The organism is Oleiharenicola lentus, from assembly GCF_051660365.1.
GTDB lineage: Bacteria > Verrucomicrobiota > Verrucomicrobiia > Opitutales > Opitutaceae > Lacunisphaera > Lacunisphaera lenta_A.
Genome location: NZ_JBOZXB010000001.1, coordinates 2,529,470 through 2,548,863, shown reverse-complemented (window position 1 = coordinate 2,548,863; position 19,394 = coordinate 2,529,470). Strand labels below are relative to the sequence as shown.

Genomic DNA, 19,394 nt, shown 5'->3' with positions numbered 1-19,394 from the left:
CGGCTTTTGGCGTAGAGCCGGTCAGCGCACGCGCAGTCTCAGCGTTTCGCCCGTCCACTCGAGCGTCGCGCCCTGCGCGCGCGCGTTTGCCTCCAGTTGAAATCCATCCCGCAGGCCAGGTTCCTCTCGGAAGTTTTTCCCCAAACTGATCAGTTCGTAAGTTCCCGGAGCCAGCGCGTCGAAGTCGACAATCTGCACGGTCACCCGCGCGCCGTTTTCGATGAGCACCATACTGGCTTCGTTGAGCCGCCACGCGGGCGGACGCTCTGCAGACATCGCCTCCACGCTCAGCGCAATCCGACCGCGCAAAGTCAGGGTGCCCGCGTCAACCTCCAGTCGCCCGGCCAGCGCTCCCCCATTGACGACCAGCGCACTTCCGGTCTGCACACGTATCACGGAAGCAGTAAGTTCGCCTCCTTCATAAACAATCGCCGTCGCCGTGCCCGCTTCGCCGATCACACAGTCGCCGGCGACTTCAAGGTTCCCCCGAACTGTAATTTGTGCGCTCGAACCCGCCGTTTTTGCCAACCCCGCTCGCGCAACGCGCACCATGCCGCCGCGATTCACCACCAGTTCACCCGCACCCTCATAGCCAATTCCAAGTTCCCCCGTGCACGTCCACTCGCCGGCAATCTCGGCAAGTCCGGTCGAGTGGCGCTGCCGACCGACATACCCGCGTTCGCTTTTCACCCGGCCCCCGGCGGCCACTTTCATTATACCCACGCCCGCGTAGCCTATCGTCAAATCGCGTTCGCTTCGGAATTCACCCGCCACGTCGAGCCGTCCCTGCGATCCAGCGAGCGTGCCGACAAAACTGCCCGCGCCACCCGCGTCCACCGAGCCACCTTGTTCGACGGTAAAAGCACCGTCCCCACCTTGTCCAATGAAGAGGCTGCCGCGGTTTTCCCAACGTCCGCTCACCGTTGCGCGCGCGATAACCTGCGGCTCGCTGGCCACGATCCCGTCGCGCGTGCGCACGAGCCCGCCGGACGACACCATTAATTCTCCCGACGCACCGTAGCCGACTTGCAACGCATCCCGGCATTCCCATTCGCCCGCGATCACCGCCCGGCCATTCGCTCCGGCATTAAACCCCACGTAACCGGTTCGGTCGACGACCCGGCCGCCTCGCCCAATTTCCAACACCCCGAATCCATCGGTGCCGACAAACAAACCTTCCGCCAATCGCCAGAGACCGCGCACCTCGGCACGTCCACGCGCGGGCGCAAGTTGTGCGATCGAACCGCGTCGCCCAGTCACCACGCCGCCGGATTGAATCAAGAGCGTGCCCTCGCCCGAATTACCCACCACTAAATCGCTCGCCGCACCGCCCGTTAACTTTCCCGCCACTTCAAGTGTGCCTTGCGAACTCGGATGTGACGCGATGACGCCCCAGCGGGAGTGATATTCCATCTCTCCGCCAGCAGGGATGGTCACGTGCGCCCAGCCACGTTCGCCCACGCTGAACGCATTGCGATTCTCCAGCGTTCCCCGGATGTTCGCTTCCCCTCTCGCCCCCTCCGCACAACCGACCATCAACAGAAAATTTTCCACGCGTGCTCCCGGTGCCACTTCGAGTCGCCCCTGTCCGTGCAGTCCAACGGAGATCCCCGCGGCGCTTTCCCAGAAACCGGCGACCGTGACCAAGGCCTCCGCTTGTGCGTGCATGCCGATGAACACCGCGCTTTCCGACGCACTGTTCCCGTCGAAATCCAATCGGTCCAGCGTGCGCAACGCGGTCGTTTTGCCGATCAACAACGCCGGGCGGCTACCGGCGCTCGTGCCCATAACCAAACGTCCGATCTCGACGTGGCCGCCCGGAATTACCAGCGGGGTATTCTGGTCCAACACCACACTGTCCTCCTTACCCGGCAATCCTGAGGGCAGCCAGTTCCCCGATTCCGCCCAATTCGCCGCACCGGTGCGCGACTCCCGCGCAACCGCGTAACCCTCACTGAGCGCGCCCGCCCACAGCAACAATCCACTCACGAGCCAAGGCACCCGGGTGGGGCTAAAGCCAGTCGTCAGCAAACTAAAGGGAAGCGAGCGCATAAGAAGCGTCGGCTGCCAGTAAATCACCCGATCCGTGCAAAACAATGTTCATGCGCCCTGCGCATCTACGTCCTTGGACGTAGATGAGATTTGCAGGATTGAGGCACCGCCAGCCTGCCCTAGTTTCGCCTTCATGTCGTGGTTTCAGTCCAGCTCTTGGCTGCGCCGGCTTCGGGCGCAAGGCATTCGCTTGCTGCTGGCGGGAGGTGTCGTGGGCTCAAGCTTCGCGGCGATTTCCGCTCCCGATATCGTCGTAAAAACGCATTCGCTCGAAATGGGGCGCGCATCGCTTCGCGTTTTTTCCGAGGAAAATTTTCTACAAAACACCCGCTACGAATGTGCGACCGAGGATCGCGGCGGAGCGCTTTATGTGGGCAACGAAAACACGGTGCTTCGTTACGACGGCAATACGTGGTCACCTATCCCCGTCGCAAATGCCGGCACGATTTACGGACTAGACTGTGACCAATCCGATCGCATCTGGCTGGGTGCGGCTCACGAGCTCGGATACCTCGAAGACGACGGTCGCGGTGGTCGCACTTACATTTCAATCGAAGCAAAGCTTCCGCCCGACGCGCGTCCTTTGCCGGAAGTCCGCCGCGTGCATGCGGCGGACGACCACGTCTTTTTTGTCACCGCCGATCGCATCCTCACGTGGCACGCCGGAAAATTTTCCGTTGAACGCACGGGGCCGCTGCGCACCTGGTCAGCAACTGACGGCAAGTTGATCGTGCACCGCGCCGGCTCCGAAAAACTTGAAACGTGGGACGGCACTCGTTGGCGGGTCGTTTTCTCCCACGCCCAACTCGCCGCCTGGCCCGTAAGTTTCGTGACCGATCAAGCCGACGGCGCGTGGCTGATTGCTTCGGAGGCGCTCGCGCTGGATCGCTGGAGTCCAACCTCAGGCTGGCAGCATTTGGAAGTCGGTTTCAGTGAAACCTTGCGCGACCGGCGCATCGATCACGGCCGGCGTTTGCGCGACGGCAGCTTCGTCCTCGCCCTGAGATCGGGGGGCTGTGTGCAGCTTTCCTCCGCAGGTGAGCTGCGCCAGGTTTTTGGGGTCGGGGAAAGAGCGCTGTCGCTCGCCCGCCCAACCTTGTTGCACGAAGACCGGCAGGCCGGCTTGTGGGTTTCGTTACCCATTGGAATTGTGCGTTTCTCGCTCGAACCCGTCAGCATCGCCGACGAATCGCGCAACCTCGGCCATCGCTCGGTTACTGCGCTGCAACGCCACGACGGGCGCCTCTACGCCGGGACGAGAGACGGACTGTTCATGCTCGAACCTGCACGCCTCATCGGCACGACACTGCGCGCTGCCACTTGGCGCGAACTGCCCGGCCACGGCGCCGTGAGCGCCCTCGCCGCACACCCACAGGAATTAATAGTGGGCTCCGCACAAAGCATCATGCCCTTCGCATTGAGCGAAGGCCGCCGCGTCACGCTGAACTCCGGGCCAACGCTGAGCCTGCTCGTCGCATCGCAAGAAAAAGACTACGCTTATGCCGGCACCGCCAGCGGACTGGTTGCGATGCGCCGCACCAGCGAAGGCTGGCAGGAAACCGGCGCGGTTCGAGGCGTGGCTGGAGAGGTGCATCAGTTAGTGGAAACTTCCCAAGGCGAAGTCTGGGCGGCTACGACCTCACACGGATTTTATCGCGTGATCGGTCTTGCTGGCACCGCGAGCGCAGGCATGGCGTTGCGCGTCGAGCCTTACTCGGACGGGCAAGATTTATCCGACCACCGGCAACCCTTGCGAACGGGCGTGGTTCTTAGCGACGGCGCGCCGTGCTTTCTCGCGGGCAACCGACTCTATTCCTTCGATCGCGCCAACCTCCGTTTCCGAGCCCTTGAGCCACTCAACCGCGCCCTCGCCACCCAAGGCTCCGGCGCACTGGCATTATTTCCCTCGGTGACACCACGCCAAGTCTGGCTGTCCCGTGAAAATACGGTGAACGAAACCCCCACCATTCTACGCGCTGGTCTTGATGGAAAAATCGAGGTGCTTCCCTTCACGACCAGTCGTCTCGTAGGGACTTTGCTTTCCGTGCTCGAGGAGTCCGCGATCACGGGCTCAACCGTCTGGCTCGGCGGCAGCCGTGCGCTCGTTCGCACCGAACTGCCGTCCGCCTTTGCACAAGCCGGCACTTTTTCCACGCGGATCGCGAAAATCACCAACCTCGACGGAGAACGATTGCCACTTGCGCCCGCGGCAGCACTCACGCTGCCATTCGCGCGTCGCGGACTCATTTTCACGTTTGCCACCGACCGGCTCGACGAGTCGCAACTGCGCTACGAGACCAAAATCGACAACGAAGCCTGGGCGCCTTCGCGGGCCACGCCGGAATTTACGCTCGAACGTCTGCCCGCGGGGAAGCACTCGCTCACTGTTCGCGCGCACGACTCGAATGGCCAGGTGAGCGTGCCGACTGAGTTTCATTTCGCAGTGCTCGCACCGTGGTGGCAGCGCTGGTGGATTACCGTCCTTTACGCCGCCGGTTGCGGGCTCGGGATCTACGGGCTGGTGCTCTGGCGCATGCGCACCGTCCGCCGTCGTAACGCCGAACTCGAGTCACTCGTCGCGACGCGCACCCACGAGTTGCGCGACGCCATGGCCAGCGCTGAGTCCGCCAACCACGCGAAGAGCGCCTTCCTCGCCAACATGAGCCACGAGCTGCGCACGCCGCTCAACGCGATCCTCGGCTACGCGCAAATTCTCCGCAAGGAGTCCGGTCTCTCCGAAAAAGGCCGCCACCAACTCGGCATCGTTGGCCGCAACGGTGAGCATCTGCTTCAGATGATCAACGAAGTGCTCGACCTCGCGAAAATCGAAGCCGGCAAGATGACCCTGCATGCGACGACGTTTCCCCTCACACGTGTCGTGAAAAGCGCCGCCGACCTTTTTGAGCAACGCGCCACAGACAAAGGCCTCACGTTCCGTCTCGAACTGGGACCGGGGCTGCCGCGACTCGTGTCGACCGATGAACAAAAGCTGCGGCAGGTGCTATTTAACTTATTAGGCAACGCCGTGAAATTCACGCTGCGCGGCGACATCATATTGCGCACGATCCTGGTGGAAGGGCGTGTGCGTTTTGAAGTGCGTGACACCGGCCCCGGCATCGCTGCGGAACAACTCGCGGCTATTTTCCAACCGTTTCATCAGGTCATTCCAGGCAACGCCGGCATCCAGGGCACCGGCCTCGGCCTCGCGATCAGTCAGCGACTAACCGAATTGCTGGGAAGTCGCATTGCGGTCGAAAGCACACCGGGGCAAGGCAGTCGCTTCTGGTTCGATCTCACGCTGCCCGAAGTGGCTGCGACCACCCTGCCGGTCGCGGCCACATTGCGCACCGTCACCGGCCATGCTGGCCCGCGGCGCCATGTCCTCGTGACCGACGACGAAGAAACCAACCGTCACGTGTTGCGCGATTTACTCGAACCACTTGGCTTCATTATCGAACAAGCCGCCGACGGCAGGGAATGTCTTGCGGCCATCCAGGCGCGTCAGCCCGACATCGTGCTGCTTGATTTGCGCATGCCGGTGCTCGGCGGATTGGAGACGGCGGCACGTGTTCGCCAGCTTGGTTTGCCACGGCACCTGCCAATCATCGCAATTTCCGCGAGTGTGTTTGATTTCAACCGGCACGAGGCCACCAGCGCAGGTTGTGATGATTTCCTGCCCAAGCCTTTCAGTGAAGCTCAGCTGCTCGAAGCACTGGGGCGCCTCCTGGCGCTCGACTGGATCTATCGGGAAGCCAGCACGACGCCGGAAACAGCAATGCCAGCACCGGTCGTCGCTCCCGCGCCCGAAGAATTCCCACCCGCGGATGAACTCGACGCACTGATTGCGCTCGCCCGGCGCGGTGACGTGGACGCGTTGCGCGAGCGCATCGCTCACGCTATCTCCACGGGCGTAGTCGGGCAGCATTATCTTCGTCAACTCGACACTCTCGCTGCCGCTTTTCAAACCGCCGAAATTCGTCAACGCCTCACTGAAGCCCGCGCCCGCACCACCCCATGAGCACACCCGCCCGCCGTATCCTCGTCATCGATGACCGCCCTGATAACGTCGCGCTGCTGTTCGATTTCCTCCGCGACCAGAATTACAAAGTCCTTGTGAGCGAAAGTGGCGAACACGCGCTCGCCGAATTGCCGCACATCGCGCCGGACCTGATCCTGCTCGACGTCATGATGCCCGGCATCGACGGCTTCGAAACCTGTCGGCGGCTCAAAGCCGATCCATTGTGGAAAGATGTGCCCGTGTTCTTCATGACTGCGCTCGGCGATCCTGTGGATAAAGTGCGTGGCCTGGAACTCGGTGCCGTGGACTACATCACGAAACCGATTTCTCCCGCTGAAGTGCTCGCGCGCATTTCCGTTCACCTCGAACTCCGCGCGACGCAGCGCACCCTCGCCGAGCGCAACGCCGCACTCGAAGAACAAAACGAGCGACTCGACCAAGCCATCCAGCAACGCATCGCCGCCGAACGCACGCTGGAACAATCACTCGACCGCGCCGTCATCGTCGCCAGCGTGTTCGGGGCCATTCTTTTTTGTTCGGGGTCAGCGGCCCGCCTGCTCGACCGTCACCAGTTGAAAACACCGGACGGAAAACTTCCGGAAGATGTGCAAGTCTGGCTCGCCACCGGCGGTGACGACACCTTCGTGCTCGCCGAGGGCGCTGCGTTGCTCACCTTCACCCGCGTCGCACCAGGCAAGCAGCCCCAGAACCAGCAACTGGTTTATCTTTCAGAGAAATCGCCCCCACCCTCGCCCGAGATGTTGCACCCACTCGGGCTGACCCCGCGGGAAAACGAAATTCTCTTCTGGATCGCCCAAGGCAAGACGAGCCCGGAAATCGGCATCATCCTCGGCAGCGCGCCGTCGACCGTAAAAAAACACGTGGAAAACATCACCGCCAAACTCGGCGTCGAAACCCGCCTCGCCGCCGCCATCAAAGCAATGGAAGTGCTCGGGCTGCCGGGTTGAACCCCCAGCGAATCATCGTCTTCAGCCGGCAATCATCAGTTATCTGGTAGCAAGGTTTGCGCCCAGTCAGAGCGAACGCGGGCACGCCGCCCCGTTTGCATGACGATGCGATTCGCTCCGGTGCAAAGCCCGCATTTGCGCGACCGCAACTGCTATTCCGCGGGTGCAAAAAATAATTGCGCTTCGCTTGCAGCGCACGACCCGCTGCCTGTAAAACGCGCCCCTTCATTGCTCGATGCCTGCCTCCGTCACTCCTCTATCCCCAGTTGCCCCTTCGCCCGCGCTCACGGCGGCCGAGACGGCTGCGCATCGGCGACTTGACGAGGACAACCAGCAACTTGCCCGCTGGCGCGAGGAATTGAGCCTGCGCCTCGAGGAACGCAGCGATCACCAAGCCCGCCAGCGCGACCAACTCGAAGACGCGCTGGATCACCTCGAAAGCGTGCGCCAGACGATCCGCGAGCGTTCCGCCGATGCTTTCGCCGGAACCGAGCCAGCCGCGACGCCTGTTGAAGACACCGCCACCGCAAAACCTACCACGCCAACGCCTGGGGTGGCGGCTCATCTTTCAGCCCTCAACCCTCAGCTCCCGACTTCGCCCGCCCCGTTCACCGCCGAAGATCTCGCAAGCTACCAATTTCCGTCCCTCGATTTCCTGCGTCCGCCGTCGGACGCGGAGAAAAATTTCAGCAGCCCCGAAGAACTCGCGACCAACCGCCGCATCCTCCAAGACACGCTCGACAGCTTTGCCATCGACGCCTTTGTGCAAGACGCCGTGGTCGGCCCGCGCGTCACGCAATTTCGCGTCAAGCCAGGGTTCGGCGTGCGCGTTGAATCGATCGTCGCCCTCGAAAAGAACCTCGCGCTCGCCTTGTCCGCCAACGCCGTCCGCATCCAGGCACCGATTCCCGGGGAAGGTTTCGTGGGCGTGGAGATTCCCAACCGCAACGCCGCGCCGCTCGCGTTGCGCGCCTCGTTTGAATCTGCCGCGTGGCGCACTACGCCCGGCGAGATTCCGTTGATCCTCGGCGTCGACATCGCGGGTCGTCACGTGCTCTGCGATCTTGCGAAAGCTCCGCACGCGCTCATCGCCGGTGCGACGGGCTCCGGTAAATCGGTTTGTATCAGCAATCTCATCCTTTCGCTGATCTATCGTTTCCGGCCCGACGAACTCGAACTCGTCCTCATCGATCCGAAGATCGTCGAGTTCGCGATCTACCGCGAATTGCCGCACTTGATTCATCCGGTGGTCACCGACCCGAAGCAAGCGGTCCAAGCGCTCAAGTGGCTCGTGCGCGAGATGGAACGCCGCTACGCCGTGCTCGCCGAGAAATCCGTGCGCAATCTCGCCGGCTACAACGCCAAGGCGAGCGCCGAAGGTTTCGCAAAACTGCCTTACATCGTCCTCGTGATCGACGAACTCGCCGACCTCATGATGACGGCTGCGCAGGACGTCGAAACGCCGCTTGCGCGCCTCGCGCAGATGTCGCGCGCCGTCGGCATCCACACCGTCCTCGCGACGCAACGTCCGAGCGTGAACGTCATCACCGGCATCATCAAAGCGAACTACCCGACGCGCATCGCCTTCCAAGTCGCCTCGCAAATCGACTCGCGCACCGTCCTCGACGGCAAGGGCGCGGAAGCCCTCCAAGGTCGCGGCGACATGCTTTACAGCCCGCCCGGACTTGGCCGCATCCAACGCTTGCAGGCTCCCTTCGTCGACGACGGCGAAATCGAGGCGATCGTCACGTCGCTCAAAGCACAATTACAGCCGCGCTACCGCGTCGAGTTGCGCGCCGAGGATATCCCAGGCGGAACGAATAGCGTCGATGGCGACACGCTCCACGCCGGCGCTGATCCGATGATCAAGGAGGCACTCGAAATCATCGCCACCAACGGCCGCGCCAGCACGAGCTACCTGCAACGCCGCCTGAAAATCGGTTACAACCGCGCCGCGTCGCTCATGGAAGAGATGGAGCAATTGCGCTACATCGGTCCGCAAGTCGGTTCCAACCCGCGCGAAATCTACGTGCAACCCGGCGATCTCCGTCTGAGCAAAGCATGAGCGCCGAAGTCCTGACCACCGAGCTGATCGTGGAACGCCTCCGTCGCGACGGCGTGCGCAAAACGGCCAACGCGTTGCGCAAACCGCCCGTGCCTTCACGGCTGTTGCAAGAACTCGCGGATCTCGCCGAGCCGACGCTCGCGCAGCAATTCGTCGCCGCCTACCCGCTTTCGCCGAGCCACCTGCTCGAGAATCTCGCGCGCTCGGCGCAGGACCCGGAAGTGTTTCCGTTTCTCGCGACCAATCCGCGCACCCCGCCGCATTTGCTGAGCGAGTTCGCCGTGCACGAAAACCCCGAAGTGCGCACGCACGTGGCGACGCACCCGCAACTCGCGGCGCGTGAACTCCTCAACCTCGCGCAAGATCGCAACGTCACCGTCCGCCGCGCCGTCGCGACGAACTCGTCGCTCCGCATTCCACATCACGCGGCACTCGTGGCCGACGCTTCACCAGGCGTGCGGCTCCGCCTCGCCGCGCAATCCACTTTGCCCGCGGAAGTCGCGCTCGTGCTCGCCGCGGACACCAGCACGGTGGTGCGCACGCACACGATCGCCGCGTCGACTGCGAGCGATGACTTGCTGCTCGGCTGGGCCGCGAGCGATGAAGAAGACGTGCAACTCGCGCTCGCGTCGCGTCCGGATTTGCCTGCGCCGGTCACTCACCTGCTGCTGCTCTCGCCGTTCGCTTCAGTCCGCCGCACCGCCCGCGCGCTGGTCGAACCCGACACAATTGAACTGCTGCATTTCGTGACCGTTGGCGAAGCCGAGGAACGCGCGTGGGTCGCCGCGCGCGCACCGCTGGCCTTGCCGCTGCAACGCGTGCTCGCGCAAGACCCCAAGGCCAGCGTGCGACTCGCGCTCGCCGCTAATCCGTCGCTCGACGCGGACATTGCCGACTACTTCCTCGCGCTCGCGGACGAAGCGGTGTGCGTCGCGCTCGCCACGAATCCCGTGTTAAACACGGATCAGGTGCAAGCGCTCGCCGCAACGCGTTTGCCTGCCGTGCTGACGGCGCTCGCTTACCGCGATTCACTTTACGACGAGCTGGTGCCTTTCCTGCTCGAACACAGTCCGGATTTTCTCCGGCACTGGGCCATCCAACAACGCCCCGCCGTGCTCACCGACGCCGCGCTCGCGCGCCGGTTGCTCGCCCATCCGTTGCCGAGCGTGCGTGCGCTGGCGGTGGCGAGTCACGATTGGCGCCGCGCGGATTTGTATGAGTTCGCGCGCGACCGCGCCCCGGCCGTGCGCCTCGCCGCGATCCGTCACCCGCAAGCCGCCGACGAACTCATCAACGACGCCTCGCTCGACGCTTCTCCAGAAATCGCCGAGGCGGCTCAAGCCGTGCGCGCCGCTCGCGAAGTTGCCGCGCGCACCGTCAAGCCCACGAAAGGAGCCGCGCCGGTTGCCATGGTCCCGGCAACACGGGTCGAAAAATCTTCATCGCACATTCCCGCCGCGACTCGCGAATCTTTTTCCGCTCCGCTCTCGTCAGCGGCGTCTCAACCTGGACTTTTAAAACAACTCAAACGCCTCTTCTGGCAGTAAACCACCATGGCTAAAAAACCCACCACCCTCACTTTCCGTGACATCGTGCTCGGCGCCGAAGCCGACGTCATCCGTCAGGCGCTCGAAGCCCGCGTGAAAATCGACGCGCTGCTCGCTGAACGCCAAGCCGCCTACGCGCGCATCGCCGACCTCGAAGTGCAGGTCGAAACCGTGGTCGGCGAAGCGGGCATTTATCCGTTTCCGCAACCACCGTTGCCCGTCGCCGGTTTCGATCCGAAAGCCGACACCGTCAATCGCGGTGCACCCGGCGCGAAAAAATCAGCGCGCCCGACCGGCACGACTGAGACCGAAGACGAGTCTGCCGACGAAGGCGACGAAACGTCCGGGCAAGCATAAGCGGAGTTACGCTTTTTCCCGTCCTTCCATTCAATGCGCAGCGACCAACAGATTCGGGTCAACGGCCTCTTGCTTCAACGCGAGGAACTGTTCGTGCGCATCCATGAAATCGAAGGCGCCGTCTCCGCTCTGCTCGGCGAACCGTATCCGTTCACGCGCCTGTCGCTGCCGTCTGATCAGCGCGCGAAACGCAAACCCGCGACTCGCGCCAGCGCCGCGCGCGATCCGCTGCGTCGACTCGAGGGCCTCGAGGTCGCCTACCGCGTGACTTACCGTCGCGCCGGCCAAACCGTAGTCGAAGAACACGACGAAATCGACGCGCTGCGCACCTTGCTCGCGAGCCAAGGCACAAGTTTGCAGGTTACTTTAATCGAAACCACCAATCTCGCCGGCCACCGGCTCGCCGTTCTCGTAGAAGAGAACGCCGCCGTTAGTGCTTAATATCAGAACCCGTTTCCGACGCGAAACTCAGCTCGCGGGTTCGGGCGGAACGGTTGGCGCTCCAGGCGTCGCCGCCTTGGTCAATTTCGGCACCGGAATGTGCGCCGCTTGACGCAACACTTCGCCTTTCTGGACTTTTAACCGTGCCGCGATCGTGTTGAGTCGCGTGACTTCGGGCGCGGAGAGCATCGTGTTGCGATGCGTGCCATCGCGATCCACCCACTGCACCGCGTGGATTTTTTGACGCGAGGCTTTCACGACATCACGCAGAAATTGTTGTTCGTCTTCAGGCAGATCCATACGCACCAGTTGGCGCAGGCTCGCACGCCGGGTCAACGCCCTTCCCGACATTCACTTCGCCGTTGATCCGGCGGGCATCGTGACGCGGCCGCTGATGATACCCTTACTGCTGCGGTCAATCATGTGGATGATGTCTTTATCTTTCGCATCCCAACCAAATGCCTGACCGCGCGCGGGAACCGGAAACGTCGCCACCCATTCAAGCACCGGCCCGGCCTTGGGGAACTGCAAGACGTAGAGCTCGGTGTTGTCGTGGCCGGTCACATACAAAAAACCTCCCGGACCAAATGCGCCGCCCGAACAGCTGTAACCATTCCCCGCAATGTGCGCGAGCAAGTCAGCGGGCAACGCCCACGCCGCACTCGTCGGACGCCACGCGTCGTCGAACTCCACGATGCGCGTCCACTCGGGGCCTTTGCCGGGTTCGCCGCCTTTTTTTCCGTAATGCACGAAACACGCGATCCAGCGACCGTTGCGGCGCTCGATCCAAGTAAGCGATCCATCCGCGCGCCCGAAGCTGTGGCTACCGACATGCTTCAACGTTTTCGTGTCCCAAATTTCCACCGAGCTCAGCATCGGCACGCCGGGATAATTCGAGTGCGAACCGTAAAGTTTTCCCTCGTGCAAGATCCCCGCGTTCACATGCGTGAGCGGTTTGCCTTCCGGGCACGTCCATAGCGCCACGCGTTCGCCGGTGGCTTTGCGGTATTTGCCGATCGCGAAATTATTGATCGCGTAAAAATAGTCGCTGTCCGCCACAACGCCTTGGCGCGCTTCTTCGGCCGGCAGGCGATTCGTTTCGGTGTAACTCCAACCCGGCGTCGCGGGCAGGTTCGGCGCCGGCTCCGCACTGAATGCTGAAGTTGCCGCCATCAAAGAGAGGGCGAAAGCGAATGATGTTTTCATAAAGGGAGAGAAAAAGTCGCGCGGGTCGCCGCGTGAAGATTCGGGGCCGCTTGCCGGAGCGCTTCGCTGAGCGGCATGCCTCCCGGCGTGATGGCGTGTAGCGATAATCCGGGTCGCGCCACCGACGCGACTTGGCCCGCAAACACGTGCACGATTTTGCCACGCGCCAACGCGCGAGCCGCGACGGCGCCCGGGCCTTTGCCTTCAAGGGAACTCTCGTCGAAGCGGCCTTCGCCCGTGATGACTAAATCAGCTGCAGCAATCTTTCTCTCGAGATCAAGCCAAGCGGACACGAGTTCGAAGCCGGGTAACAGTTTCGCGCCGACCGCAGCCATTAAACCAAACGCGATGCCGCCCGCCGCGCCCGAGCCCGGTTCATTTTTCAAATCGGCCGAACGTCCCACGTGCGCGCACAACAGATTCGCCAGCCGCTCGCTCTCGTTCTCGATGCGGGCGTGGTCTTCCGCCCGCAGCCCTTTTTGCGGGCCATACACCGCCGCAGCCCCGCGCGCACCGAGCAGCGGATTCGTCACGTCGCACGCAATGTAAACGGGAGGAAAATGTTCAGGGACTTTTCCCCGCACCGCCGTAATCCGTGACCAGTTCGCTGGAACAGGCAGCGCCACTGCACGGCCATTCTCGTCGAAAAAACTAAATCCGAGCGCAGTCAACGCACCGAGCCCGAGGTCGTTGGTCGCGCTGCCCCCAACGCCGAGCAAAATGGCGACCGCACCTGACTCCGCAGCCTGCCGCATCAACTCACCGGTGCCAACGGTCGTGGTCTGCCACGGGTCGCGCTGGTCTTGAGCGAGCAACGCCAGCCCGCTCGCCGTCGCCATTTCGATCACCGCAACGTGGGCATCTGGCGCGAGTGCTGGATCGAGTCGCAACATCGTCCGCGCGGACACAGGAATATCTTCCACGCGCACCAACCCAAACGTCGCATCGACGACGGCACCACGCGGGCCGGCGACCGCCTTCGTCACGTCGGTGCCGCGAGCGGCCTGAGTCAAAATGGTCGCGAACCCTTCACCGCCGTCGGCGAGCGGCGCCGACTCCAGCGTCCACGTCGGCTGCACCTCGCGCAGCGCGGATGCGGCAGCTTCGCAGGCTTGAGACGCGATCATCGCGTCTTTGAATTTATCGAACGCGAGCAGGACGCGCGTCATTGGGCCGTCCACGCTTCGGGATGCGCTTTCTTGTAAGCCGTCACTTCCGCTTTCACTTCGTCCAACGCGGTGCGGAACGCCGGCACTTTCATAAATTCTTTCACGAGCGCATCACCGAGCATCCGGCCCGCCACGATGTCGCTGGGATAATGCACACCCGCCGTCACGCGCGACCACGCGACGAGTTCGGCGCGTTCGCGCAACGCCGCCCGTTGCTCCGGGAAAATTTCCGCCAACAGTCCGGCCCACAAGAACGCCTGCGTCGAGTGACCGCTTGGATACGAACCGCTCTTCGGCAACGGCGCAGTCACGCGAATGCGTTTATCGAGCAACGGCGGGCGCGGACGATTCCACACTTCCTTGCCCTTGCTGCTGATCGCGAATCGATCGGCGTAAACTTGCAGGAAAAGCTCGGACGTCTTCGGAAGGTTTACAGCCGTGAACCACGTGCCGATGGCGGCATCGTATTGAAAGACGGTGTTGTCGGCGAAATAGCCCGAGACGGCGATCTGCTCAGGCGTGCGGCGTTGCTGCACTTGATAGACCACTTCCAGATCGGCGATGGTCGTGAGCGAATCGTCTTTCGGCGCGACTGGAATCGCCTTGGTCGCATCGAAGTCGTCGGTCTTGAGGTAGCGCCCGGCGACCGGCGCCGCGAAACCCGATGTGACGAGCACACTGGTGAGCAGGAAAATTCGGAATGAGTGGAGGAGTTTCATAGGTTTAAAAATTAAAGGAGGATGAGACTGAGCACGACGACGGCCGCGATGCCCGTCACGCCTGCGATGACTGACGGGACCGTGACGAGACGGTAACCTTGTGCGATTGACATGCCGGACATCTGCGTGATGACCCAGAAATACGCATCGTTCACGTGCGAAAACACCATCGATCCACACGCGATCGCCGCCGTCGTCAGGGTCGGGCCGAATCCCGTGCTCAAGCCCATCGCGGGCAGCAGATGTGCCATCAACGAAGCGGTGGTGATCATCGCCATCGTCGACGAGCCGATTGCGATCTTCAATCCGGCCGCGACGATGAACGGGAGCAAAATATTAAAGCGCCCGAGTTGGAGCTGCGTGAGGCCTTCGCCGACGATCGTCGTCATCGACGTGTGGCGCAGCACCGCTCCGAGCGCGCCGCCTGCCGCCACGATGAGCACGACCGTGCCCGCATCGCGCAAACCGTCGCCACACCAATCGCCGAACGCGGCGCGGCCATGTCGACGCACGACCCACCACGTGAGAAAAACGCCGAGCACGAGCGCCGTTTCCGGATTTCCGATGAAACTTAAAATCGAGCGCAGCTCACCGTCGCCAAAGGGTTTTCCCGGCAACGCCGCAATCGACTCGATGGCGATTAACACAATCGGCAAAAAAATCGGCGCAAACGCCATGAGCGCACGTGGCTGCGGAAAAGCCGGCGCGCTTTCCTCCGGCTCAGGCGGCACATCGGCATTCATCGGCCCCGGCGCAACCGGATCGATCACGATCCGACGCCCGATGAACTGCGCGTAGAGATACGTCGTCGCCACAATCGGCACCGCCACGACGAGGCCGATCAAAATCACCGTGCCGAGATCCGCCCGGAGTTGTCCCGCCACGGCGAGCGGCCCCGGCGTCGGCGGCACCAAGCAGTGCGTCGCGTAAAGCCCCATGCTCAGTGCGACCGCGAAAGTCGCCATCGACTGCGCCGTCTTGCGGGCCAGCGACCGCGCCAGCGGCGCGAGAATCACGTAACCTGAATCGCAAAACACCGGGATGGAAACCAGCGCGCCGGTGCACGCCATCGCCAGGACCGAGCGTTTTTCGCCGATCCACCGCACCATCGTGTTGGCCATGAGCATCGCGCAGCCGCTTTTTTCGAGCACCACCCCGATGATGCTGCCGCACGCAATCACGATGCCGATGTGACCGACCGTTTGGCCAATGCCGCCGGTCAAAGCGGCGATCGTTTCCGCCGCGTTTAACCCCCCGCACAAACCCATCGCGTAGGCCGTCGTGATAAGCGCGAGAAACGGGTGCAGTTTAAAGCGCGTGGTCGCCACCACAATGAACGCGATGCCGCCGAGCAACACCACGAGCATCATCGGGCCGCTCAACGCGTGCGAAGGTAACTTGAACTCCGTCATGGTTCGGGGCGGCACCATGTTCAAAAAGCCGCGCTCCTTCCGCCAGAATTTGCCCGCAACCGGAGACGCAACCGTTCTTCAGGTGACCGCCAGTAATTCAAAGCATGGCAGTGCACAGGCAACCGATAAATCACGGCACCATGCCCGGAAAACAGTAGGCTTGGACGAACACAAACACGCCCACGAGCACCGCCAGCGCCAGACTGTGCCAGAAAACTTTGCGCAAAATCTCGCCTTCCCCGCCCTGCTGGCCCGTCGCGACGCCCGCGACCACGATGCTTTGCGCATCGATCATTTTGCCCATGACGCCACCGCTGCTGTTCGCGGCCGCCGCCAACACGGGCGAGATGCCGACTTGTTGCGCCGTAATTTGCTGCAAATTGCCAAACAGCACATTGGACGCCGTGTCGCTGCCGGTGAGCGCCACGCCGAGCCAACCCAAAAGCGGCGAGAAAAACGGAAACAGAAATCCGGTGCTCGCAAACGCGAGGCCGAGCGTCGAATCGAGCCCGGCGTAACGCGACGCAAACGCCAGCGCGAGCATCGTGGAAATCGTCAGCAGCGACCAGCGCACGCGCCAAATCGTATGCAGATACGTGCGCGCCAGCGTGGGAACGCCCAGACCCAATACGAGCGCCGCCAGGATCGCCGACAACAGCGGCGCGGTGCCGGTCGCGGAAAGCAAGTTGAGCACATACACGGCCGGCTCCGGTTTTAATTCGAGCGCGAGCGGCGGCGCTTTCAGCACGGCGTTGTGCAGGTAAGGAACGTTGAAACGCATTTCCCAGATACCGTTGAGCCACGTCTTCGTCACCGGCAGCGCCCACACAAAAACCACGACGGTAAGAATGAGCCACGGCGACCACGCGCGAAATAAAGTGCGGCCCGACAAAGCAGTCTGCGCCGGTGCGGCGGTGTCCTCGCCCTCCGCGAAACGCCACACGGTTTTCGGTTTCCAGAATCGCAACAGCAGCAACACCGAACCCACCGACGCGAGCGCGCTCGCCGTATCGACCAGCCACGGGCCGTGAAAATTACTCACCAAAAACTGCACGATACCGAAACTCGCACCCGCCGCGAAACACGCCGGCCACACTTGCCACATCCCGCGCCAGCCAACCATCGCCGCAATCAACCAGAACGGGACAATGAAACTGAAAAACGGCAACTGACGCCCCGTCATCGCGCTCAACTCTTGCAACGGCAACCCGGTCACCTGCGCCAACGCGATGATCGGCGTGCCGAGCGAACCGAACGCGACCGGCGCAGTATTCCCGATCAACGCCAGCGTCGCCGCGAGCAACGGGCGAAACCCGATACCAATCAGCATCGCCGCGGAAATCGCTACGGGCGCACCAAAACCCGCCGCGCCTTCGATGAACGCGCCGAAGCTAAACGCGATTAACAGCGCCTGAATGCGGCGATCCGCTGAGAGATTCGCGATCGATTGTTTCACGATTTCGAACTGCCCGGTCTTGACCGTGATGTCGTAGAGAAAGACCACGTTCAGCACGATCCAGCCGATCGGCAGCAAACCGTAGAGCGCACCATAGGCGGCGGCCGCGCCGGCGAGTTTCACCGGCATGTGGTAAATGAAAATCGCGGCGGCCAGCACCGCACCGAGTCCCGCCAGCGCCGCCCAATACGCGCGCACATGGAAAAATGCCAGCAGCGCCAGTAACACCACGACCGGCAAGGCGGCAATCACTGTGGACGCGGTCAGGCTATCTAAAAACGGCGTGTAGTTTTGAGTCCAAGTCATGAGAAAGCAATCGGCCCGGCGCGCAGTGAGAGGGGTAACGCGACCGTTTCGACACAGAGGTTGGGGTGGTAAAAGACAGAGGGATTAGATGCGCTGCAAACGGGAGTGTCCGGATTCGACGAGAAACGACGCGCGCGTCAGGCGCAACGCACCACGCCGGGAAACATATTCCACCGTGCGATAATCGGCGCGCCACGTCTTCGGCGTGACTTCGCAATACACGTAGCCGCGCTCGTTGTTGAAATATTTCACATTGGGATTTTCCGCGCGCATCTTGTCGCTGGAATATTTTCCGTGATCGCCGCCATCGCCACCGGAGGAAATTGACGTGCCGACAAACTCCACGCCGACCGGCGCGGCTTTGGCGTCATCGAAATCAGTCACGAGTTCGTTCGCCCAGTTGGAATGAATGTCGCCGGTGATCACGACCGGATTTTTGATGCGTTGGTCGCGCAACTCTCGCAGCACGCGGCGGCGCTCAAATTCGTAGCCGCCCCACTTGTCCATGCTCGTTTTCACTTCCGGGCCGGGCTCGGAATCGAGGAATCCCATCATCACTTGCTGCGCGAGCACGTTCCACTGCGCGGACGATTTTTCGAGGTTGGCATTCAACCACTCGCGCTGGCGCTGGCCGAGCATCGTGCCCGCGGGATCCATCGCGCCGGGGCCGGGAGTCTTCACGCCGTCGCCTTGCGGTTGGTCGGAACGATATTGCCGTGTGTCGAGCACGTGAAACGACGCGAGCGATCCAAACTCAAGGCGGCGATAGAGCAGCATCTCCGGGCCGCGCGGGAGCGCGCTGCGACGCAGCGGCATGTGTTCGTAATACGCCTGATAACCTGCGGCGCGACGCAGAAGGAAATCCGCGCGCGTGGTTTTATCAGGAAACTCCGGGCAATCGCCCGCGTAGTTGTTGCTCACCTCGTGGTCGTCCCACGTCACGATCCACGGCGCGACGGCGTGCGCGGCTTGCAGCGCCGGATCGGTTTTGTAGAGCGCGTAACGGGCGCGATAATCGTCGAGCGTGAAAATCTCTGGGCCATTGTGCTGGCGCACGGCTTTTTCGTCCGGACCTTTTTCGTAAATATAGTCGCCCAAGTGCACGACGAGATCGAGTTCCTCGCGCGCGAGATGTTCGAACGCAGTGTAGTAACCCGATTCGTATTTCTGGCACGACGCGAAGGCGAAGCGCAGTTTGTCCGCTTCGACACCGCTGGCCGGCATCGTGCGCGAGCGGCCTTTAGCGCTGACCTCGCTGCCGGCTTTGAACTGATACCAATACCAACGCGCTGGCTCGAGGCCGGCGACTTCGACGTGCACGGAATGGCCCCACGCCGCATCGGCGATCGCCGTGCCGGCCCGCACCACGCGCGTCATCGCTTCGTCGGAGCACACTTGCCACTGCACCGCGACCGGTTCCGCCGACATGCCGCCGCCGGGCAAAAGCGGCGTCGGAGCGAGCCGCGTCCACAACACAAAGCCATCGGGCGCAGGATCACCTGAAGCGATGCCCAACGTAAACGGATACGATGGGAATCGCGTGTTTTTTTCCAGGGCTCCGCGCAAATGCGGAGCCATGAGCGCGGCGAGAGCGAACGACGCTGTGCCGGTCACGAACGCGCGACGCGTCATCGTGCGTTCGTTGGCGAGAGGAAACAGCGGCGGTTTCACTGAGGCG

Annotated in this window: 14 protein-coding genes; 6 read left to right on the top strand and 8 right to left on the bottom strand. The window is 62.5% G+C overall.

The genetic code is table 11. The annotated features are described in order from the left end of the window. Nucleotides 1–21: 21 nt before the first annotated feature. The gene (locus tag ACRRQW_RS09690) at nucleotides 22–2,052 is read right to left on the bottom strand and encodes a hypothetical protein (RefSeq protein ID WP_438481141.1); all 2,031 of its coding nucleotides are present in this window, start codon (nucleotides 2,050–2,052) and stop codon (nucleotides 22–24) included. A 133-nt stretch (nucleotides 2,053–2,185) separates the two neighbouring features. On the opposite strand from ACRRQW_RS09690, the gene ACRRQW_RS09685 reads away from it, so the two are divergent. The 6 genes from ACRRQW_RS09685 (at nucleotide 2,186) to ACRRQW_RS09660 (ending at nucleotide 11,448) form a co-directional block, all read left to right on the top strand. Beyond that, nucleotides 2,186–6,070, top strand: coding sequence for an ATP-binding protein (locus ACRRQW_RS09685; protein ID WP_438481140.1), 3,885 nt, complete (start codon nucleotides 2,186–2,188; stop codon nucleotides 6,068–6,070). Further along, entirely contained in the window at nucleotides 6,067–7,038 is a 972-nt protein-coding gene (locus tag ACRRQW_RS09680; RefSeq protein ID WP_438481139.1) for a response regulator, read from the top strand. Before ACRRQW_RS09685 ends, ACRRQW_RS09680 begins: the two co-directional genes overlap by 4 nt. 235 nt (nucleotides 7,039–7,273) lie before the next feature. Next, the gene (locus ACRRQW_RS09675) at nucleotides 7,274–9,103 is read left to right on the top strand and encodes a DNA translocase FtsK (RefSeq protein ID WP_438481138.1); all 1,830 of its coding nucleotides are present in this window, start codon (nucleotides 7,274–7,276) and stop codon (nucleotides 9,101–9,103) included. After that, nucleotides 9,100–10,650, top strand: coding sequence for a hypothetical protein (locus ACRRQW_RS09670; RefSeq protein WP_438481137.1), 1,551 nt, complete (start codon nucleotides 9,100–9,102; stop codon nucleotides 10,648–10,650). Before ACRRQW_RS09675 ends, ACRRQW_RS09670 begins: the two co-directional genes overlap by 4 nt. A 6-nt stretch (nucleotides 10,651–10,656) precedes the next feature. Continuing rightward, entirely contained in the window at nucleotides 10,657–11,007 is a 351-nt protein-coding gene (locus tag ACRRQW_RS09665) for a hypothetical protein (protein WP_438481136.1), read from the top strand. Nucleotides 11,008–11,040: 33 nt separating this feature from the next. Next, nucleotides 11,041–11,448 carry a hypothetical protein gene (locus tag ACRRQW_RS09660; protein ID WP_438481135.1) on the top strand — a complete coding sequence of 136 codons (408 nt, stop codon included), beginning with the start codon at nucleotides 11,041–11,043 and terminating at the stop codon, nucleotides 11,446–11,448. Nucleotides 11,449–11,475: 27 nt separating this feature from the next. Here ACRRQW_RS09660 and ACRRQW_RS09655 read toward each other — a convergent pair whose 3' ends face one another. The 7 genes from ACRRQW_RS09655 to ACRRQW_RS09625 all read right to left on the bottom strand — a co-directional run bounded on the left by ACRRQW_RS09655 (nucleotide 11,476) and on the right by ACRRQW_RS09625 (nucleotide 19,387). Continuing rightward, nucleotides 11,476–11,748, bottom strand: coding sequence for a hypothetical protein (locus tag ACRRQW_RS09655; RefSeq protein WP_438481134.1), 273 nt, complete (start codon nucleotides 11,746–11,748; stop codon nucleotides 11,476–11,478). Nucleotides 11,749–11,799: 51 nt separating this feature from the next. Next, complete coding sequence (locus tag ACRRQW_RS09650) at nucleotides 11,800–12,654, bottom strand: hypothetical protein (RefSeq protein WP_438481132.1); 855 nt, start codon at nucleotides 12,652–12,654, stop codon at nucleotides 11,800–11,802. Beyond that, nucleotides 12,651–13,823, bottom strand: a complete 1,173-nt coding sequence (locus tag ACRRQW_RS09645; RefSeq protein WP_438481130.1) for a glycerate kinase — start codon at nucleotides 13,821–13,823, stop codon at nucleotides 12,651–12,653. Before ACRRQW_RS09645 ends, ACRRQW_RS09650 begins: the two co-directional genes overlap by 4 nt. Next, entirely contained in the window at nucleotides 13,820–14,542 is a 723-nt protein-coding gene (locus tag ACRRQW_RS09640) for a phosphatase PAP2 family protein (protein ID WP_438481128.1), read from the bottom strand. The genes ACRRQW_RS09645 and ACRRQW_RS09640 overlap by 4 nt, the downstream gene beginning before the upstream one ends. Nucleotides 14,543–14,553: 11 nt before the next feature. Beyond that, the gene (locus ACRRQW_RS09635; protein ID WP_438481126.1) at nucleotides 14,554–15,972 is read right to left on the bottom strand and encodes a GntP family permease; all 1,419 of its coding nucleotides are present in this window, start codon (nucleotides 15,970–15,972) and stop codon (nucleotides 14,554–14,556) included. A gap of 112 nt (nucleotides 15,973–16,084) precedes the next feature. Continuing rightward, nucleotides 16,085–17,716 carry an L-lactate permease gene (locus ACRRQW_RS09630; RefSeq protein WP_438481124.1) on the bottom strand — a complete coding sequence of 544 codons (1,632 nt, stop codon included), beginning with the start codon at nucleotides 17,714–17,716 and terminating at the stop codon, nucleotides 16,085–16,087. Between the two features lie 84 nt (nucleotides 17,717–17,800). Next, nucleotides 17,801–19,387, bottom strand: a complete 1,587-nt coding sequence (locus tag ACRRQW_RS09625) for an alkaline phosphatase D family protein (RefSeq protein WP_438481122.1) — start codon at nucleotides 19,385–19,387, stop codon at nucleotides 17,801–17,803. Between the last annotated feature and the right edge of the window lie 7 nt (nucleotides 19,388–19,394).